This is a genomic window from Mycobacterium neumannii, assembly GCF_048452905.1.
Lineage (GTDB): Bacteria > Actinomycetota > Actinomycetes > Mycobacteriales > Mycobacteriaceae > Mycobacterium > Mycobacterium neumannii_B.
Window position 1 is genome coordinate 401,291 of sequence record NZ_JBCGVF010000001.1, and the last position, 18,522, is coordinate 419,812.

The 18,522-nt window shown below is 68.7% G+C and carries 15 protein-coding genes; 8 read left to right on the forward strand and 7 right to left on the reverse strand.

What is annotated here, in order from left to right:
* Positions 1-38 precede the first annotated feature (38 nt).
* The 3 genes from AAHH99_RS01910 to AAHH99_RS01920 are packed head-to-tail and all read left to right on the forward strand — an operon-like array spanning position 39 to position 2,787.
* On the forward strand, positions 39-1,001 hold the full coding sequence (locus AAHH99_RS01910; RefSeq protein ID WP_418767154.1) for an alpha/beta fold hydrolase: 963 nt from the start codon (positions 39-41) through the stop codon (positions 999-1,001).
* A complete protein-coding gene (locus AAHH99_RS01915) occupies positions 1,002-2,021 on the forward strand; it encodes a zinc-binding dehydrogenase (protein WP_418767155.1) in 1,020 nt (339 codons plus the stop codon). It abuts the gene before it with no gap.
* Positions 2,022-2,037: 16 nt separating this feature from the next.
* A complete protein-coding gene (locus AAHH99_RS01920) occupies positions 2,038-2,787 on the forward strand; it encodes an SIMPL domain-containing protein (protein ID WP_418767156.1) in 750 nt (249 codons plus the stop codon).
* Between the two features lie 23 nt (positions 2,788-2,810).
* On the opposite strand, the gene AAHH99_RS01925 is transcribed toward AAHH99_RS01920, so the two are convergent.
* Genes AAHH99_RS01925 through dacB form a run of 5 tightly spaced genes read right to left on the reverse strand, consistent with a single transcriptional unit; the run spans position 2,811 to position 9,029 of the window.
* On the reverse strand, positions 2,811-5,030 hold the full coding sequence (locus AAHH99_RS01925) for a molybdopterin-dependent oxidoreductase (RefSeq protein ID WP_418767157.1): 2,220 nt from the start codon (positions 5,028-5,030) through the stop codon (positions 2,811-2,813).
* A gap of 19 nt (positions 5,031-5,049) precedes the next feature.
* A complete protein-coding gene (hpt, locus tag AAHH99_RS01930; protein ID WP_064425383.1) occupies positions 5,050-5,640 on the reverse strand; it encodes a hypoxanthine phosphoribosyltransferase in 591 nt (196 codons plus the stop codon).
* Positions 5,627-6,613 carry a tRNA lysidine(34) synthetase TilS gene (gene tilS, locus AAHH99_RS01935; RefSeq protein ID WP_418767158.1) on the reverse strand — a complete coding sequence of 329 codons (987 nt, stop codon included), beginning with the start codon at positions 6,611-6,613 and terminating at the stop codon, positions 5,627-5,629. The genes hpt and tilS overlap by 14 nt, the downstream gene beginning before the upstream one ends.
* A complete protein-coding gene (locus tag AAHH99_RS01940) occupies positions 6,592-7,653 on the reverse strand; it encodes a zinc-dependent metalloprotease (protein ID WP_418767159.1) in 1,062 nt (353 codons plus the stop codon). Before AAHH99_RS01940 ends, tilS begins: the two co-directional genes overlap by 22 nt.
* The gene (gene dacB, locus AAHH99_RS01945) at positions 7,650-9,029 is read right to left on the reverse strand and encodes a D-alanyl-D-alanine carboxypeptidase/D-alanyl-D-alanine-endopeptidase (RefSeq protein WP_418767160.1); all 1,380 of its coding nucleotides are present in this window, start codon (positions 9,027-9,029) and stop codon (positions 7,650-7,652) included. The genes AAHH99_RS01940 and dacB overlap by 4 nt, the downstream gene beginning before the upstream one ends.
* A 115-nt stretch (positions 9,030-9,144) precedes the next feature.
* Here dacB and AAHH99_RS01950 point away from each other — a divergent pair, with 115 nt between their 5' ends.
* Complete coding sequence (locus tag AAHH99_RS01950; RefSeq protein WP_064399302.1) at positions 9,145-9,630, forward strand: inorganic diphosphatase; 486 nt, start codon at positions 9,145-9,147, stop codon at positions 9,628-9,630.
* 83 nt (positions 9,631-9,713) lie between these two features.
* Complete coding sequence (locus AAHH99_RS01955; RefSeq protein ID WP_418767161.1) at positions 9,714-10,235, forward strand: 2-oxo-4-hydroxy-4-carboxy-5-ureidoimidazoline decarboxylase; 522 nt, start codon at positions 9,714-9,716, stop codon at positions 10,233-10,235.
* Positions 10,236-10,265: 30 nt separating this feature from the next.
* On the opposite strand, the gene AAHH99_RS01960 is transcribed toward AAHH99_RS01955, so the two are convergent.
* Positions 10,266-10,655: a hypothetical protein gene (locus AAHH99_RS01960; protein WP_418767162.1), complete on the reverse strand. Its 390-nt coding sequence runs from the start codon at positions 10,653-10,655 to the stop codon at positions 10,266-10,268.
* 44 nt (positions 10,656-10,699) lie between these two features.
* A complete protein-coding gene (locus AAHH99_RS01965; protein WP_418767163.1) occupies positions 10,700-11,704 on the reverse strand; it encodes a TerC family protein in 1,005 nt (334 codons plus the stop codon).
* Between the two features lie 288 nt (positions 11,705-11,992).
* Here AAHH99_RS01965 and AAHH99_RS01970 point away from each other — a divergent pair, with 288 nt between their 5' ends.
* From AAHH99_RS01970 to AAHH99_RS01980, 3 genes are read left to right on the forward strand one after another with little or no spacing between them, the layout of a single operon-like run.
* Positions 11,993-15,898, forward strand: coding sequence for a Pls/PosA family non-ribosomal peptide synthetase (locus AAHH99_RS01970; RefSeq protein ID WP_418767164.1), 3,906 nt, complete (start codon positions 11,993-11,995; stop codon positions 15,896-15,898).
* Positions 15,895-17,226, forward strand: coding sequence for a M1 family metallopeptidase (locus AAHH99_RS01975; protein WP_418767165.1), 1,332 nt, complete (start codon positions 15,895-15,897; stop codon positions 17,224-17,226). Before AAHH99_RS01970 ends, AAHH99_RS01975 begins: the two co-directional genes overlap by 4 nt.
* Entirely contained in the window at positions 17,223-18,500 is a 1,278-nt protein-coding gene (locus AAHH99_RS01980; protein ID WP_418767166.1) for a lipopolysaccharide biosynthesis protein, read from the forward strand. The genes AAHH99_RS01975 and AAHH99_RS01980 overlap by 4 nt, the downstream gene beginning before the upstream one ends.
* Positions 18,501-18,522 lie beyond the last annotated feature (22 nt).

Sequence of the window (18,522 nt, forward strand, 5' to 3'; positions counted from 1 at the left end):
GCCCACACTCGCACCGCGGAAGTGCTTGGGTGGTGATCATGGTGACCTCGACCGAGCGGTTCATCGAAACCAACGGCGTCCGCCTGCGGGTGCTCGAGGCCGGCGAACAAGGCGCCCCGCTGGTAGTGCTGGCCCACGGTTTTCCCGAACTCGCATTCTCGTGGCGCCATCAGCTGCCCGCCCTGGCCAAGGCCGGCTATCACGTGCTGGCTCCCGATCAGCGCGGCTACGGGCAGTCGTCCAAGCCTGATGCGATCGAGGCGTACGACATCGTGGAGTTGAGCGCCGACATCGTCGGTCTGCTCGATGACGTCGACGCCGACCGTGCCGTCATCGTCGGGCACGACTTCGGCGGCGCCGTGGCGTGGGGCGCACCGCTGCTGCATCCGGATCGCTTCGCCGGCGTGGTGGGCATATGTGCGGCGCCGGTACCGCGCTCGCGGGTGCCGACGACGCAGGCGTTCCGCCGCATCTTCGGCGACAAGTTCTTCTACATCCTCTACTACCAGGAGCCGGGCCCGGCCGACGCCGAGTTGAACCGCGAACCCGCCATCACCATCCGCAAGCTACTCGGCTCGGCCACCGCTTCCAGAGACGGGCTCATCGATCAGCGGATGACCGCGCCGGGACCGGACGGGTTCCTGGCCCGGATACCCGAACCCGGCGACCTACCCGAATGGATCAGCCAGGAGGAACTCGACTACTACGTCGAAGAGTTCACCCGCACGGGGTTCAGTCCCGCACTCAACTGGTACCGCTGCTTCGACCGCAACTGGGAACTCACCGAGAGCACACCGGCCGCAACGATCGATGTGCCCGCGTTGTTCATCGGCGGCACGGAGGACCCCACGATGGCCTACACCCCGCGCCACCGCGCCCGTGAGCTCGTCGCAGGCGAATATCGCGAGGTGATGATCGACGGCGGACACTGGCTGCCGCAGGAGCGGCCCGCCGCGGTCAACGCCGCGTTGCTGGAGTTCTTGAACCGATTGGATTGGTGAATGCGCGCTGCCGTACTGCGAGACGGACAGATGGTGGTCCGCGACGACGTGCCCGAACCGGTTCCCCAAGAGGGTCAGGTCCTGGTCGCCGTCAGCGCCTGCGGAATCTGCGGCTCCGATCTGCACTTCGCCAAGCATGGCGACCAGATGGTGCGGCTGACCCGCGAGATCACCGGGATGCCGGTGCAAGGAGGCCTGCCCGTCGACCTCGGCAGCGACGTGTTCATGGGCCACGAGTTCAGCGCTGAGATCGTCGAGGCCGGGCCCGGCACCGACGCGCCCGCTCCGGGAACTCTTGTCACGTCGCTACCGGTGTTGTTGTCCCCCAAGGGCTTCGAGCCGATCATGTCCAGCAACACCGTACTCGGCGGATTCGCCGAGAGGATGCTGTTGTCGGTGCCGTTACTGCTGAGCGTGCCCGACGGTGTCGATCCTCGGCACGCCGCGCTGACCGAACCGATGGCCGTTGGGTTACACGCCGTCAACAAATCCGCCATCGCCCCCGACGAGGCCGCGCTGGTGCTCGGCTGCGGTCCGATCGGTATAGCGATCATCGCCGCGCTGCGACTCAAGGGCGTCGAACACATTGCGGCGGCGGATTTCTCGGTGCGCCGGCGGGAACTCGCCGCGACGATGGGCGCGCACGTGACGCTCGACCCCGCGCAGGGTTCTCCGTTCGACAGCGCGACACCCGCGGTGATCTTCGAGGCCGTCGGCGTCCCCGGGATCATCGATGACGTGATGCGCAGGGCTCCGTTGGGCAGCCGCCTGGTGGTGGCCGGGGTGTGCATGCAGCCCGATACCGTCACACCGCTGTTCGGCATCGCCAAGGAGATCAACGTCCAGTTCGTCAACTCCTACGACCACAGCGAGTTCGCGGAGACGTTGCGCGCCATCGCCGACGGGCTCATCGACGTCTCGCCGCTGATCACCGGCGAGGTGGGACTCGAAGGCGTCGGCGCCGCGTTCGACGAACTCGCCGACCCCGACGCGCACTGCAAGATCATGGTGACCCCCTGACGGTATGGTGCCAGCCATGCCAATCGCTGCTCGGGCGAAGACGCCCACCCGAATCCTCGCGGCCGCAGCGGCCGGGTTGATCGCCCTGCTCTCGGGCTGTGACGCGACGGCCGCCCCCGTCCTCACCAACGACGGCGACAGCACACAACGCCAGGTGACGGTCGTCGGCACCGGTGAGGTGCTCGGCACGCCCGACACGCTGACGATCAACGCGGGGATGGAGGTCGTCGCCGCCGACGCCGCCGGCGCGCTGAACCAGACCAGCCAACTGCAGCGTGGTGTCATCGACGCGCTGGTCGACTCGGGCATCGACCGCAAGGACATCAACACCTCCGAGGTGAGCGTGCAGCCGCAGTACGCCGGCGGCGACAACACGACCGTCAACGGCTATCGGGCGACGAACACCATCGACGTCAAGGTCCGCGCGCTCAACACGGCGCCACAGGTGTTCGGGATCATCGCGAGCAGGGGGGGCAACGCGACGAGGATCAACAACGTCACCCTCGCCATCGAGGACGACTCACAACTGGTGCGCGAAGCGCGCGCCCGGGCGTTCAACGACGCCAAGAGCCGCGCCGAGCAGTACGCGCTGCTGGCCGACTTGGACCTCGGCAAGGTCCTCTCAATATCCGAGGTGCCTTCCTCATCGCCCCCGACGCCGTATCCGGGTCCGCGCGGCCAGGCCGCGGAAATGGCGACGGTGCCGTTCGAGCCGGGCCAGCAGGCCGTCGGCTTCAACGTCACCGTGGTCTACGAGCTGACCTAGCCGGCTCTAGTTGATTTGCCGGCTCAGCCGGCGGGTGCGATGTCTACCGGGATCCCGTTGAGCACCGCGGTGCCCGACAGCGGATCCAGATGGTTGCCGTCGTTGAGCTGGTTGACGTTCACGCCCGGCGCACCGGCCGCGACCCGTTGACCCGTGCCGTCGCGGTCGTGGCCCCAGCCGTGCGGTAACGACACCACACCCCGCCGCATCTCGGACGTGATCTCGACCGGGGCCAGCAGCTCACCTCCCGGCCCCTTGACGACGGCGGTGTCGGTCAGGCCGAGCTCGGCCGCGTCGTCGGGGTGGATCCGCAGCGTGCACTGGTTGGACCCGCCCGAAAGCGCGGGCAGGTTGTGCATCCAGCTGTTGTTGGAACGCAGGTGCCGTCGCCCGATGAGCACGAACCCGTCGGCGCGCACACCGAGCGCATCGCGCAGCCGCGCAACGTCGGCGGTCAACTCTGGCGGTGCGAGTTCGATCCGCCCGGACGGCGTTCGCAGCACCTCGGCCAGGCGTGGACGCAGCGGACCGAGGTCGATGCCGTGCGGTGCGGCCTTGAGCTTGGCCAGCGTGAGGCCGTCGGGGTTGGCGCCGAACGCGTCTCCGTAGGCGCCCAGGCGCAGCATCATGTCGAGGCGCCGCTCGTAACCGGGAGCCGTCGGCAACATTGCGGTCATCTCGTCGACGGATCGCCCGCCGACCGGCGAGTCGGGGTCGGCGGTCTCCTTGGCCAGCGTCGCGGCGATCACCTGATCGTCGACCAGCATCGGATCGGCGCCGGGGCCCAGGCCGTAGAGGATCAGGGCGATGCGCGCGAGGATCTCGGCTTCATCCGGTCGGTCGGTCAGCGGGAGCGCGGGCGGTGAGTACCGCGCGTTGTTGCGCACCGCCAGACCGTTGAGCGCGACGTCGAAGTGCGCGGTGCGCGACGGCGGAGGCGGCGGCAGGATGACGTCGGCGTGCCGGGTGGTCTCGTTGAGGTACGGGTCGATGCTCAGCATGAACTCGACGCTTGCGAGCGCCTTGTCGAGTCGATCGCCGTCGGGCGCCGACAGCACCGGGTTGCCCGCGATCGTGATCATGGCCTTGATCTGCCCGTCGCCGGGGGTGTCGATCTCCTCGGCCAACGCCGCGGCCGGAAACTCCGACAGCACTTCGGGATAACCCGATACGCGGCTGTGCCAACGCCCGGTGGAAAAGCCGCGACCTCGCTTCGGCGGCCGCGCCGCGGGTGCGATCGGCGATTGCGGAAACATCGCGCCGCCGGGGCGGTCCAGGTTGCCGGTCAGGATGTTCACGACGTCGACGAGCCAGCTGCCCAAGGTGCCGAATTCCACCGTGGACGTGCCGATCCGGCCGTACACGGCGGCCGACGGCGCCGCCGCGAGTTCGCGTGCGAGCGTGCGGATGTCGCCCGCGGGCACCCCGCAGTACGCCTCGACCGTGTCCGGTGAGAAGTCGGCGGCGAGCGCACGCACCAGGTCGACACCGTCGACGTGGCCTTCGAGGTTCTTCAGGTCGGCGAGGTCCTCGTCGAACAGCACGTGGACGATGCCAAGGAGCAGCGCCGCGTCGGTGCCTGGCCGCGGAGCCAGGTGGCGGTCGGCGAGTTCGGCGGTACGGGTGCGGGCGGGGTCGATGACCACGAGGCGGCCGCCGCGTCTGCGCAGCGCGCGCAGCTTGCCGGGAAAGTCGGCGGCGGTCGCAAGGCTGCCGTTGGAGACAAGGGGGTTCGCGCCGATGACCACGAGGTAGTCGGTGCGGTCGAGGTCGGGCACGGTGAACGCGACGGGGCTGCCGAACATCAGGCCCAGCGCGACGTGCTTGGGCATCTGGTCGAGGGTGCTCGCCGAGTACACCTGTCGGGTGCCCAGCGCCTTCACGACCAGCGGGGTGTAGAACCCGCCGGCGATGGTGTGGGCGTTCGGGTTGCCGAGGTAGACGCCGACGGCCGCACCGCCGTGCTGGGCTATGACACCGCCGAGCCCCTTCGCGGCCGCGGCGAACGCCTCGTCCCAGGTCGTCTCGGTCAGCACACCGTCGCGGCGGACCATCGGCCTGGCCAACCGGTCGGGATCGTTGTCGAGTTCGCCGAAGCTGGCGCCCTTCGGGCAGATGAAGCCGTGACTGAATACGTCGTCGCGGTCGCCGCGGGCGCCGGTGACGCGACCGTCGTCGATGGTGAGAACCAGGCCGCAGGTGGCCTCGCAGAGGGGGCAGATGCGAAGGGCTGTTTCGCGCATGCCCCTCATCTTGCGCCGTTCAGTGCTGCTCGTACACCTTCGGGTCCAGCGTGCCGATGTAGTCGAGGTCGCGGTAACGCTCGGCATAGTCCAGGCCGTAGCCGACGACGAACTCGTTGGGTATGTCGAATCCGACATGCGCGATCTCGACGTCGGCGCGCACCGCGTCTGGCTTGCGCAGCAGCGCGCACACCCGCAGCGAGCGGGGGTGGCGGGTCGCGAGGTTGCGCAGCAACCACGACAAGGTCAGCCCGGAGTCGACGATGTCCTCGACGATGAGTACGTCGCGGCCGTTGATGTCGCGATCGAGGTCTTTGAGGATGCGCACCACACCTGACGACGACGTCGACGAACCGTAGGAGCTGACCGCCATGAACTCCAGCTGCGTCGGCAGCGGGATCGCGCGCGCCAGGTCCGTGACGAAGAAGACCGCGCCCTTGAGCACGGTCACCAGCAGGAGATCTTGGCCATTCTCGGCGACGGTGTCGCGGTACTCCTCGCCGATCAGGGCGCCGAGCTCGGCGATCTTCGCCTGGATCTCGTCGGACGACAGCAGCACCGACTTGATGTCACCGGTATACAAATCGGCGGATCGCTCAGGCACGGGCACAGTTTTTCATGGTTCGCACCGGCTCCGTGTGCAGGGTCAGCATGCCGTCCCGGCGGCCCGCGATCAGCCGTCGCTCGCGCAGGGGGGATCCGACCGCGACCCCGCCCTGGCCGCGCCATGCCGTGACGAGGGCGTCGACGGCGCGGATCTGCTTGTCGGTCAGCCCGGCGGCACCACCGTCAAGCAACCATCGGCGAATCACCCTGCGTCGCAGTGATTCTGGGAGAAGGGCAAGCTCGGCGCCGTCGAGCGCATCGTCGCGTCGCAGCCCGGTCAGCGCGCGGGCGGCCAGTTCGTCGAGGGTGTCGGTGTCGGCGCGCAACGCGCCTGCGGTGCGGGCCAGCGCCTCGGCGACCCCACCGCCGAGAACGTCCTCGAGCAGCGGCAGCACCTCCTCACGCAAGCGAACCCTGGTGAACCTGCGGTCCGCGTTGTGCGGGTCCTGCCACGTCGACAGGCCGAGCTCGTCGCAGGCGGCCTCCGTCGCCGTCCGCCGCACGCCGAGCAGCGGCCGGCCCCACGGCGGATCCCACGGCCGCATGCCCGCGATCGACCGAGGTCCGGAGCCGCGGCCCAAACCCAGCAGCACCGTCTCGGCCTGGTCGTCCAGCGTGTGTCCCAGCAGCACGGGCATTCCGTCCCTCGTCGCGTCCAACGCGCGGTACCGCGCGGTGCGCGCGGCCGCCTCGGGGCCACCCACCGTGCCGATGTCGACCGTGATCACCTGCGCTGCAACGCATCCCACAGACACGGCTTGTTCCCGCGCCTTCTCCGCGACGGCGGCGGAGTCCGGCTGCAACTGATGGTCGACGATCAGGGCGGTCGTCGGTTTGAGGCCAGCCGCGACCGCGGTCAACGCCAGCGAGTCGGGGCCTCCGGACAGTGCGACGCACCAGCGGTCGCCGACGCCGAAGTCGCGGTCGAACGCCTCGACCGCCGCCCGAAGACCGGCTACAGCACCCTGTCGATCCATCGTCGAGGCTCGTCGATTTCGGTTGGCAGGGGCAGCGTTTCGGGACCTGTCCACACGGCGTTGAACCGGTCCATGCCGACAGCGGACACCACGTGGTCGACGAACGCCTTGCCGCGGGTGTACTGGCTGAGCTTGGCGTCGATGCCGAGAAGCATCCGCACCACCCGCTGCAGCGGCGACTGTTTGCGCTGACGTCGCTCGTCGAACCGTTTGCGGATCATGGTGACCGACGGCACCACAGCGGGACCGACGGCGTCCATCACGTGGTCCGCGTGGCCTTCCAGCAGCGTGCCGAGCACGAGCAGTTTGTCGAGGGCCTCACGCTGAGGTTCGGACTGCACCGCCCGCAACAGCCCGATCATCCCATTCGAATTGACGTCTGCCACAGCGCCGTTCGTCTCGTCGCGGCGGCTGCGCACGAACGAGGCGAGCCGGGAGACCATCTCGGTGATGTCCTCGGAGCTTTCTTCTGTGAGGACGGCGAGTGCACCGGACATGTGTTCGGCAAGCCACGGGTTGGCGCGGAACTGTACCCGGTGGGTGACCTCGTGCAGGCAGACCCACAGCCGGAAGTCATAGGGCTGCACCTGCAATTGGCGCTCAACGGCGATCACGTTCGGGTAGATCAGCAGCAGTTCGCCGCCGCCGGGGCCGAACGGGTCGTACTGGCCGAGGATGCCCGAGGAGATGAACGCCAGCACCGCTCCGGTCTGCGCACCCGTGATGCGCCCGCTGATGGCACCTGCCGGCTTGTCCGATCCGCCGGTCATCACGCGCATGGACCGGGTGGCCGCGCGAATCCACTGCGGACGGTCCACGATTCGGGCCTCGGGGATCTCACCGCCTTCGGTCATGCCGGTGACCTCGCGCACCGGCAGTTCGGCGGAGCGCGACGCCTCGGCCAACTGCTCGATGACCTGCCTGCGCGTGTAGTCGGTCGACGCCGGGCCGGGCCGGGCGAGCTTCTCCCCGACGGTGGCGGCGAAGTCCCAGTCGACGGCGCGACCGACCGACAGCGAGGATTTGGTCGAGGGGCTCACGCGCTGCACCCGCACGCTCGCAGTGTGGCGGCCACGTTGTCGAGCGCGATGCGTCCGGTCGGGCCTGCGTTGTTGGAGATCAGCGCGAACGTGAGCACCCGTCCGCTCGAGTCTGTGACGATGCCCGACAGGGAGTTGGTTCCGGTCAGCGAGCCGGTCTTGGCGCGCAGGAAACCGGCGGCAGGCTTGACGATCGGGGTGTCCAGATAGCGGTTCGACAGTGTGCCGCTGCCCCCGGCGATGGGTAGCAGGTCGACCAGCGGCCGCAGCTTGGGGTGGTCGTCTCCGGCCGCCGCCTGCGCCACCTCGTCGAGCGTCTCGGCGGTGAGCCGGTCGTCGACGGACAGGCCGCTGGAGTCGAAGATCCTCGCGCCGGTGGTGTCGATGCCCGCATCGCTGAGGACGCCGAGGACCGCACGCGCCGCGCCGTCGAAGCTCTGCGGACGGTTCTGCGCCGCGGCGACCTCGCGGCCCATCGCCTCGGCCATCACGTTGTCCGAGGCATTCATCATGTCGCGCAGACGCGACATCAGCGGCGGCGACTGGACTGCGCCGAGTTCCTTGCCGCCGCTCGCGCTGCCGGGCTGCACGCTGACCTTTGCCGGGTCGATGTTCAGCCAGGCCGCGAGTGCACGGCCGGCATCCAGCGCGGGTGTGTGGGACCGCGCGGAGTCGACGCTCACCGGTTGGGTGCGGCCGCCGTCGAGCATGACCGACTCCATCGGCGCGATGTCTCCGCCGTCGATGTCGAGCGGGTCCCACCCCGGCGCTATGGTCGGTCCGCTGTAGGCGCTGGTGTCCACCTGCACCGACGTCACCTCGATGCCGCTGCCCCGGACCTGTTCGGCCAGGTCGCTGATGCGCGCGGCGTCTCGGTACCAGGGGTCCTCGCCGGGTGGCGCGGCCGACAGCGTCGGGTCGCCGCCACCCTTGAGCACCACCGCTCCGGGCCTGGAACCGCTGAAGACCCGCGTCGTGAGCCGGGCGTCACGGTCCAGCGTCAGCAGCGCAGCGGCCGCGGTGAGCGACTTGTTCGTCGAAGCGGGTTGCATCGGCACGTCGGCGCGCTGCTCCCACAGCACCGTGTCGGTCATCGCATCGGTGACACGGCCGGTGAGGTCGCCGAGGTTCGGGTCGGCCAGCACGGGCGCGAGCTTGGCGGCCAGCCGGTCCGGGACAGGCTTGGGCGCCGAGTCGGCGACCGGCACCACGCCGGGGTTCGCGGTCGCGGCCGGCGGCGTCGGCTTTCCCGCCGAGGCTTCGGTTGACCGACCTGTGGTGAGCATCGCGGCCACCGCCACGACCACGGCAACCAGCAGCAACACCGCCACCGAAACCGCCACGTGCGTGGATCGCCGCCACTGACTGGGCCGCATAACCCTCCTGCTCAACCTGACCGCCCCCGTACAAGCAGCGTATCCCTCCATTAAGGTTGACCCGCGTTATCACCGGACGACCCCAGACCAGAGCACAGGGCAAGGAGCCGCGGCCGTGCAGTTCGAGGTAGTGATTGAGATCCCCAAGGGTTCCCGCAACAAGTACGAGGTGGACCACGAGAGCGGCCGGGTGAAGCTGGACCGCTACCTGTACACGTCGATGGCTTACCCGACCGATTACGGATTCTTCGAGGACACCCTCGGTGAGGACGGCGACCCGCTGGACGCGCTGGTGCTGCTGCCCGAATCCGTGTTCCCCGGCTGCATCGTCGATGTGCGGCCGGTGGCGATGTTCCGGATGACCGACGAGGCCGGCGGCGACGACAAGGTCCTGTGCGTGCCTGCCGACGACCCGCGCTGGGAACACATCCAGGACCTCGGCGACGTGCCTTCCTATGAGCTCGAGGCGATCAAGCACTTCTTCGTGCACTACAAGGATCTCGAACCGGGCAAGTATGTGAAGGCCGCCGACTGGGTCGGTCGCGCCGAGGCCGAGGCCGAGGTCCAGGCGTCGGTCGAGCGGTTCCAGAAGGACCACTGAGCCCGATTTACGGGCGCGCTGATTTTTCCTCGCCGTAACACGGCGTAACCGGGACGTTCTCCCCGCGGTCGATCATTGCTGTCGTGTTGATGCATCAGGGGATCGGCCTCGAAGCGTTCAACGCCATGCCGATGCGCAGGGCCGTGCACGCCGTGTACGAATGCTGCTACAGCGTGCCGCTGGCCGCCGATCTGGCGCGCGGGCGCCCGTACGCCGACCACGACTCGCTGTTCCGGGAAGCCGATGCGCTGCTGTTCAGCCTCGGCGAGGACTCCATCGACACCATCCTGCAGGCCTACCCGGACGTCGGGCGGCGACCGGGCAGCGAGAAGTCGGCCGCTGAGCAGTGCGCGATCTGGTGCGACCAACCCGAGCTGATGGAACGGCTGAGTCAGGCGTCCAAGCGATACCTCGAGCACTTCGGCTTCGGGTTCGTGATGTTCGTCAACGGTTTCGACGCGGGGCGGGTGCTTGCAGCGATGACCGACCGGATGCACAACGACATCGAGACCGAGCGCAAGATCGTCCGCAACGAGTTGGCCCGCATCAACCGCACCCGGCTGGAACGCATGCTGGGGCCCGAAGGCGGCTACGACAACTGGTGACGCGCCTCCACTGAGCCGCTGAGCACCGACCTACGACGCCCGCGCCTGACCGCGTAGTTCGAGGTTTCGCAGCACCGCGCGGCCCAGCGCGTGCACGTCCTCACGCGGCGACAGGGGCACCAGTGTGACGCCGTCGGCGACGTCGGCCGATTCGATGTCGGCGATCAGCCCGGTGAGACCGTCGACGGTGCCGGCGTAGAGCACTCCGTCGGCCGGTCCCAAAACGTCGCGCACGGACCGGAAGTCGGCCGCGACCGCGACCGTGACGTCGAGGATCACCGCGACATCGCCGTCGGCCCGCACCCGCGCGCGGACCCGCCGCGCATGTTGCAGGTCCTTGGCCGCGATGCGGACGGGCGGTTGGCCACCGTCGGTCAGTTCATCCCAGCTGTCCGAGGTATCGGTCACGAAGAGGCGCACCCGGCAAGGCTAGAAGACGGTCCGCGGCGGGCCGAGCCTTGCGCTCAGAGCGAATCCAATTTGGAGCTGTCGTTGGCCGCGTTCTTCACATCGTGCACCCGGGTCTTGTAGAGGCTCGCCGCGGTGGTGATGAACAACGTCACGATGATCACGCCCAGCGACAGCAGGGTTGGGATCTCCGGCACCGGGACATGCTCACCGCCGTTGATGAACGGCACCTCGTTCTCGTGCAGCGCGTGCAGCAGCAGCTTGACGCCGATGAAGCCCAGGATGAACGCCAGGCCCTGCGACAGGTACACCAGCCGTTTGAGCAGGTCGCCCAGCAGGAAGTACAGCTGACGCAGGCCCATCAACGCGAACACGTTGGCCGTGAAGACCAGGTACGGCTCCTGGGTGAGTCCGTAGATGGCGGGGATCGAGTCGAGCGCGAAGATCAGGTCCGTGGTGCCGAGCGCCACGATGACGAGGAACATCGGCGTCATCAACCGCTTGCCGTTCTCCTTCACCCACAGCTTCAGGCCGTCCCACTTGTCAGTCATGCTCAGGTGGTTGCGGGCGAATCTGACCACGATGTTGTCGCCGTCGTCCTCGTGGTCGGTGTCGCGGGCGAGGTTGATCGCCGTGTAGATGAGGAACGCGGCGAAGATGTAGAAGACCCACGAGAACTGGTTGATGGCCACGGCGCCGAGCGCGATGAAGATGCCGCGGAAGATCAGCGCCAGGATGATGCCGACGAGGAGCGCCTGCTGCTGGTACTTCCTGGGCACATTGAAGCTGGCCATGATGATCAGGAAGACGAACAGGTTGTCCACCGACAAGCTGTACTCGGTCAGCCAGCCCGCGAAGAACTCGACGCCGTACTGGCTGCCGTGGAAGAACCAGGTCCAGATCCCGAAAGCGATCGCCAGGCTGACGTAGATCGTCAGCGCGGTCCCGGTCTCCCGCTTCGACGGTTCGTGCGGCCGGCGGCCGATCACGATGACGTCGAACAGCAGAATGGCGATCGTCACGCTGAGCGTGATGACCCATTCGAGAGTGGAAACGTTCACTGATCCTCCGGTCGTCAAACGCCGGAGGTCTCTTCCACCGCCACGATCAAACGTGTCGGCCCGCAGCACCGGTCGTCCGATGACGGCCGACGTGATGACGACACCGCGGCGAAGGAATACTCCCCTCCGCAGGCGATTCTGCCAGGTACTGGCGAATGACCGGTAGCGGGGGAAATCAAACCCCCGCCGCGGCCCTTTCCGGTACTCGGCGGCCAGTGTCGCAATCGTGATCGCGACGCCGCGTGCGGCTCGGCCGCCACCGGCGGTGGGCTGAGTAGCTTTGTAGCCGTGACTGGGGAGTTGCCGCAGGAGATCCCACCTCAATATCTGTTGTCCCCGCTCGCTACCGAGCCGCGCACGCTCATCGACATCCTCTATGAGACCGCCAAGCGCTACCCGGAGGCGCCCGCGATCGACGACGGCGACGTCCAGCTCACGTATGCCGAACTGATCGCCGACATCGAGGACAGCGTCGCTTGGCTGGCCGCGCGGGGCATCGGCCGCGGCGACCGGATCGGTGTCCGGATGCCGTCGGGGAGCTACGCGCTCTACGTTGCGATCCTCGCCGTGTTGGCCACCGGCGCCGCCTATGTACCCGTGGACGCGGACGACCCCGAAGAACGGGCGGAGCTGGTGTTCACCGAGGCCAACGTGGTGGCCGTCATCACCGAAGCAGGCCTGTCGCGTTGGCCGGGGTCTTCGCGGGGCTGGCGGGCAGCGGCGCCTCTGGGCCGCGACGATGCGTGGATCATTTTCACGTCCGGCTCCACCGGCACACCGAAGGGTGTCGCGGTCACCCACCGCAGCGCGGCCGCGTTCGTCGACGCGGAGGCGCGGTTGTTCGTTCAGGACAATCCGATCGGCCCCGGCGACCGGGTGCTGGCCGGTTTGTCGGTGGCCTTCGACGCATCGTGCGAAGAGATGTGGCTGGCGTGGCGCCACGGCGCCTGCCTGGTGCCCGCGCCGCGGTCGATGGTGCGCAGCGGTATGGACCTCGGGCCGTGGCTGGTGGCGCGCGACATCACGGTGGTTTCGACGGTGCCGACGCTGGCCGCGTTGTGGCCCGCCGAGGCGCTCGAGGCGGTGCGGCTGCTGATCTTCGGCGGCGAAGCCTGCCCACCCGAGTTGGCCGAGCGGCTCGCCGTCGAGGGTCGGGAGGTGTGGAACACCTACGGGCCGACGGAGGCGACCGTGGTGGCGTGCGCCGGCCGCTTGTCGGGAGGTGGCCCGGTCACCATCGGCCTGCCGCTGCTCGGGTGGGACCTGGCTGTGGTCGACTCCGAAGGTCAGCCGGTGCCGCACGGCGCCGTCGGCGAGCTGGTCATCGGCGGCGTCGGGCTGGCGCGCTACCTCGACCCGGACAAAGACGCGGAGAAGTACGCGGCGATGCCGACGCTCGGGTGGAAGCGCGCGTACCGCAGCGGGGACCTCGTTCGGCTGGAACCCGACGGGCTCTATTTCATGGGCCGCGCCGACGACCAGGTCAAGGTCGGCGGGAGGCGCATCGAGCTCGGCGAGGTCGACACCGCGCTCGTCAACCTGCCCGGGGTGAGCGGCGGCGCGACGGCCGTCCGCAGCACGGCCGGTGGCACGCCGCTGCTGGTCGGCTACATCGCCAGCGCGGATCCCACGTTCGACCTGGCCAAGGCGCGGGTGTCGCTGGCTGAGACGTTGCCCGCGGCGCTGGTCCCCCGGCTGGTCCTGGTCGACGAACTCCCGACCCGCACCTCGGGCAAGGTCGACCGTGACGCGCTGCCGTGGCCCGTCGACGCCGGCGACGACGAGGGCGCGGGGCTGACGGGGACGACGGGCTGGCTCGCCGGTCTGTGGCGCGACGTGCTGGCCGCGCCGGTGGACGGTCCCGAGGCCGACTTCTTCGCGCTCGGCGGCGGCTCGCTGTCAGCGGCGCAACTGGTCGCCGCCCTGCGTCGGCGCCACCCGCAGGTCACGGTGGCCGACCTGTACGACCACCCGCGGCTCGGGTCGCTCGCGGGTTTCCTCGACGAGCTCGATCCATCGCCGCAGGTGCATCCGCGCACGGTGAAGCCGACGTCACACTTGACGCAGGCCGTGCAGGTGGCGTTGTCGCTACCGCTGGCCACGCTGACCGGACTGCAGTGGGTGGTGTGGCTGGCGTTGGCCAACAATGTCCTGGCCGGGTTCGTTCCCTGGACCGCACCGCTGAACTGGTGGTGGGTCGGCGCGGGCTTCGTCCTGTTCGTCACCCCGCTGGGCCGGATGGGCATCGCGGCGCTGTGCGCGCGCCTTCTCCTCGACGGGCTAGCGCCGGGCACCTACCGGCGAGGCGGGCCGGAGCACCTGCGGGTATGGCTCGCCGAACGGCTGGCCGAGGCCAGCGGCGCCGAAAACCTCGCGGGTGCACCATGGTTGGTGTACTACGCCCGCGCGCTCGGCAACAAAGTCGGCAAGGGTGTTGATCTGCACTCCACACCGCCGGTGACGGGCATGCTCAAGCTCGGGCACCGAAGCTCGGTCGAACCCGAAGTCGACCTGTCCGGCCACTGGGTCGACGGCGACCTCTTCCACGTCGGGCCGATCACCGTCGGCAACGACGCGACGATCGGCGCACGCACGACGCTGCTGCCCGGTGCCGTCGTCGGCAAGAACGCCGATGTGGCCCCCGGTTCCGGCGTCGTCGGCAAGGTGAAGAACGGTCAGTACTGGAAGGGTTCGCCCGCGGTGAAGTCCGGCAAGGCCCGTCATCCCTGGCCCGAACACCGTCCACCGCGCGCGCCTGTGTGGGTGGCGGTCTACGGCGTCTCCTCGATTGTGCTCGGAGGACTGCCGTTGCTCGCGATCGCGGCCGGGCTGGCGGTGACCGGATACGGTGTGCGCGAGACGGATTCGGTGGCGGACGCGATCGTGCCCGCGGCGCTGTGGACTCCGGCCGCGACACTGGCCGCCGCATTCATATACGCGGTGCTGACGGTGGCCGGGGTGCGGCTGCTCTCGCTGGGGCTGCACGAGGGCTATCACCCGGTGCGCAGCCGCACGGGGTGGCAGATCTGGACCACCGAACGGCTGATGGATGCAGCGCGCACCTACCTGTTCCCGATCTACGCGAGCCTGCTCACCCCGTCGTGGCTGCGTGCACTCGGCGCCAAAGTCGGTCGCGGAACCGAGATTTCGACCGCACTGTTCACACCCAAGTTCACCGTCGTCGAGGACGGCGCCTTCCTCGCCGACGACACCATGGTGGCGTCCTACGAGTTGGGTGGCGGCTGGATCCATGTCGCGAAGGCGACGATCGGCAAGAGGGCATTCCTCGGCAACTCCGGCATCACTCAACCGGGTCGCAAGGTACCCGACGACGGCTTGGTGGCCGTGCTGTCGGCGACCCCGCACAAGGCCAAGGCCGGTTCCTCGTGGCTGGGCAGTCCGCCGGTCCGGTTGCGCCGCAGGCCGACCGCGGCGGACGCGCTGCGCACCTTCCACCCCTCAGGGCGGCTGAAGCTCCTGCGGGGTCTGGTCGAGACGTGCCGGATCGTCCCGCTGATCGTCACGTACGCGATCGGGGTGGCGGTGCTGCTCACCCTGCAATGGTTGGCCGTGGAAGCCGGCTGGGGGTGGGCCGCGTTGAGTGCCGGCGCGGTGCTGTTGGTCGCCGGAGGCGTTGCCGGAGCAGCCGCGGTGATCGCGAAATGGCTTGTGGTCGGTCGCATCGAGGCCGGTGAACACCCGCTCTGGTCTCCGTTCGTCTGGCGCAACGAGGTCTACGACAGCTTCGTCGAGACCGTCGCCGCCCCGTGGTTCGCCCGTGCGGCGAGCGGCACACCGGTGATGAACCTGTGGTTGCGGGCGCTGGGCGCCGGGATCGGGCGCGGCGTCTGGTGCGAGACGTACTGGCTACCCGAGGCCGACCTGGTGACCCTCGAGCAGGGTGCCACCGTCAACCGTGGCTGCGTGGCGCAGACGCATCTGTTCCACGACAGGATCATGCGAATGGACACCGTTGTGCTGGAGCAGGGTTCGACACTGGGTGCGCACAGCGTCGCGCTGCCCGCCGCACGCATCGGCGCCGGCGCGACCGTCGGCCCGGCCTCACTGGTCGTGCGCGGCGATGAGGTACCCGCGTCGACCCGCTGGCAGGGCAACCCGATCTCGCCGTGGCAGGCGCCGCGCAAGAAGCGCGCGGGCACGTCGGCACCATCGACCGAAGAAACCGCCGCGTGACGAGAGGCAAGAAGAAGTCGACACCGGTCATCGACCCGTACCTGCCCACCAGCGGCAACTTCGGTTACCGGGTGTCACGCTACGAACTCGACATCGAATACAAGGTCGCCATCAACCGGCTCACGGGCACGGCGACGATCACCGCGGTGACTCTCGCTTCGCTCCGCACCTTCACCCTCGACCTCGCCGACACGCTGTCGGTGACGAAGGTGATCGTCAACGGCGCACGGCCCCAACAGTTCCGCACCTCTTCGGGCAAGCTACACATCGCCTTGCGCGATGTGCTGGCTCCGGGCGCGGCGATGACGATCGTCGTGCGCTACGGCGGCGCCCCCAGGCCGATCCGCTCACTGTGGGGTGATGTCGGTTTCGAAGAACTCAGCGACGGCGCCCTGGTCGCCGGCCAACCGAACGGTGCGCAGTCGTGGTTTCCCTGCGACGACCACCCGAGCGCAAAGGCCAGCTTCCGTCTGCAGATCGCCGCCGAGAGCCCATACCGGGTGATCGCGAACGGCGAGTTGGTGTCCCGACGCGCACGGGCCGGGATGACCACGTGGACATACGACTTGCCCGAGCCCACCTCGACCTATCTGGTCACGCTGCAGATCGGGATGTACGAACGCCGGCGGCTGGCCAACAACGGGGTCCCGATCCACGCGGCGCTTCCGGACCGGCTGCGGGACAACTTCGAACACGACTTCGCCGCGCAACCGCAGATGATGAAACTGTTCGTCACGTTGTTCGGCGACTATCCGCTCAACGAGGGCTACACCGTCGTGGTCACCGACGACGACCTCGAGATCCCGCTTGAGGCGCAGGGAATTTCGATCTTCGGCGCCAACCACTGCGACGGCAAGGGTCGGGCTGAGCGGTTGATCGCGCACGAACTGGCACACCAGTGGTTCGGCAACTCGGTGACCGCCAAGCGGTGGCGTCACATCTGGCTGCACGAGGGGTTCGCCTGTTACGCCGAGTGGCTGTGGTCGGAGAACTCCGGCGGCCGCAGCGCCGACGAGTGGGCGCGGCACTACTATCAGCGGCTCGCCGACTCGCCGCGCGACCTCATTCTGGCCGACCCCGGCGCGCGCGACATGTTCGACGACCGGGTGTACAAGCGCGGTGCGATGACGTTGCACGTGCTGCGGCGGCACCTGGGCGACGACAACTTCTTCGCGCTGCTGCGGGACTGGACCGCGCGCTACCGGCACAGCACGGTGGTGACCGACGACTTCACCGGGCTGGCATCGCATTACGCCGACGAGTCGCTGCGCCCGCTGTGGGATGCCTGGCTGTACTCCCCGCAGTTACCCGAGCTGGACACACCGTGACCGACGCGGGCGCGCCCTTCGATCCGGTCACCGCGAGCAGCGCGGCACCGACCGGTCCCGCCGCGCGCGGCAGCGTCGGCCGGGTCGGTGTGGCCACCGCCGCGATCGCGCTGTGCGGGTATGCGGTGCTCTACCTGGCCGCCCGTGACCTCGAACCCGCCGGGTTCTCGTTGTTCGCGGTGTTCTGGGGGGCGTTCGGCCTGGTCTCGGGGGCGACGGGCGGGCTGCTACAGGAGGCCACCAGGGAGGTGCGGTCCGCAGTCCACGTCGAGGTCACCGAGGGCCCGCGCAGCCGTCCGATGTGGGTGGGCGCTCTCGTGGGCGTCGTGTCGGCCGCTGCGATCGCTCTCAGTTCTCCGCTGTGGTCCGAGTACGTGTTCGTCGAATCCCGATGGCTTTCGGTGACGCTGCTGTCCGTCGGACTTGCCGGGTTCTGCTTGCACTCCACGCTTCTCGGCATTTCGGCCGGACTGGACAGGTGGACGGCGTACGGATCGCAGATGGTGACCGACGCAAGCCTGCGGCTACTCGTGGCCGTCGCGACATTCCTTGTCGGCTGGGGTTTGGGCGGCTATCTGTGGGCCACCGTGGCCGGTTCGGTGGCGTGGCTGATCATGCTGATCGTCTCGCCCACCACCCGGCGTTCCGCGGGTCTGTCGACCCCTGTCAGCACCGCGGACTTCCTACGGGGCGCATCGCATTCGATCACCGCGGCGGGCGCGAGCGCGATCCTGGTCATGGGGTTTCCGGTGCTGTTGCAGGCGACCTCCGACGACCTCGGCGCGGTCGGCGGCATCGTGATCCTGGCCGTCACGCTGACCCGAGCCCCACTCCTCGTTCCGCTCACGGCGATGCAGGGCAACCTCGTGGCCCACTTCGTCGACCAGCGCACGCACCGGTTGCGCGCTCTCGTTGCTCCCACGGTGATCGTCGCCGGTGTGGGCCTGCTCGGTGTGTTGGTGGCTTGGGCGGCCGGACCGTGGTTGTTACGCAGCGCATTCGGTGCCGAATACCGCGCCGACGGGGCGCTGCTGGCCTGGTTGACGGGCGGTGCGATCGCCGTTTCGCTACTAACGCTCACCGGCGCCGCGGCAGTGGCGGCGGCGCTGCACCGTGCGTACTCGCTGGGCTGGGTTTCGGCGACCGTCGCGTCGACGCTGTTGCTGCTATTACCGCTCGATCTGCAGACGCGTACGGTGGTCGCGTTGGTGTGCGGGCCGGTGGTGGGTATCGCCGTGCACCTGTTCGCGCTGTCCCGCCGGCGTGCGACATGAACACCGGTTCGGAGCACAGGTC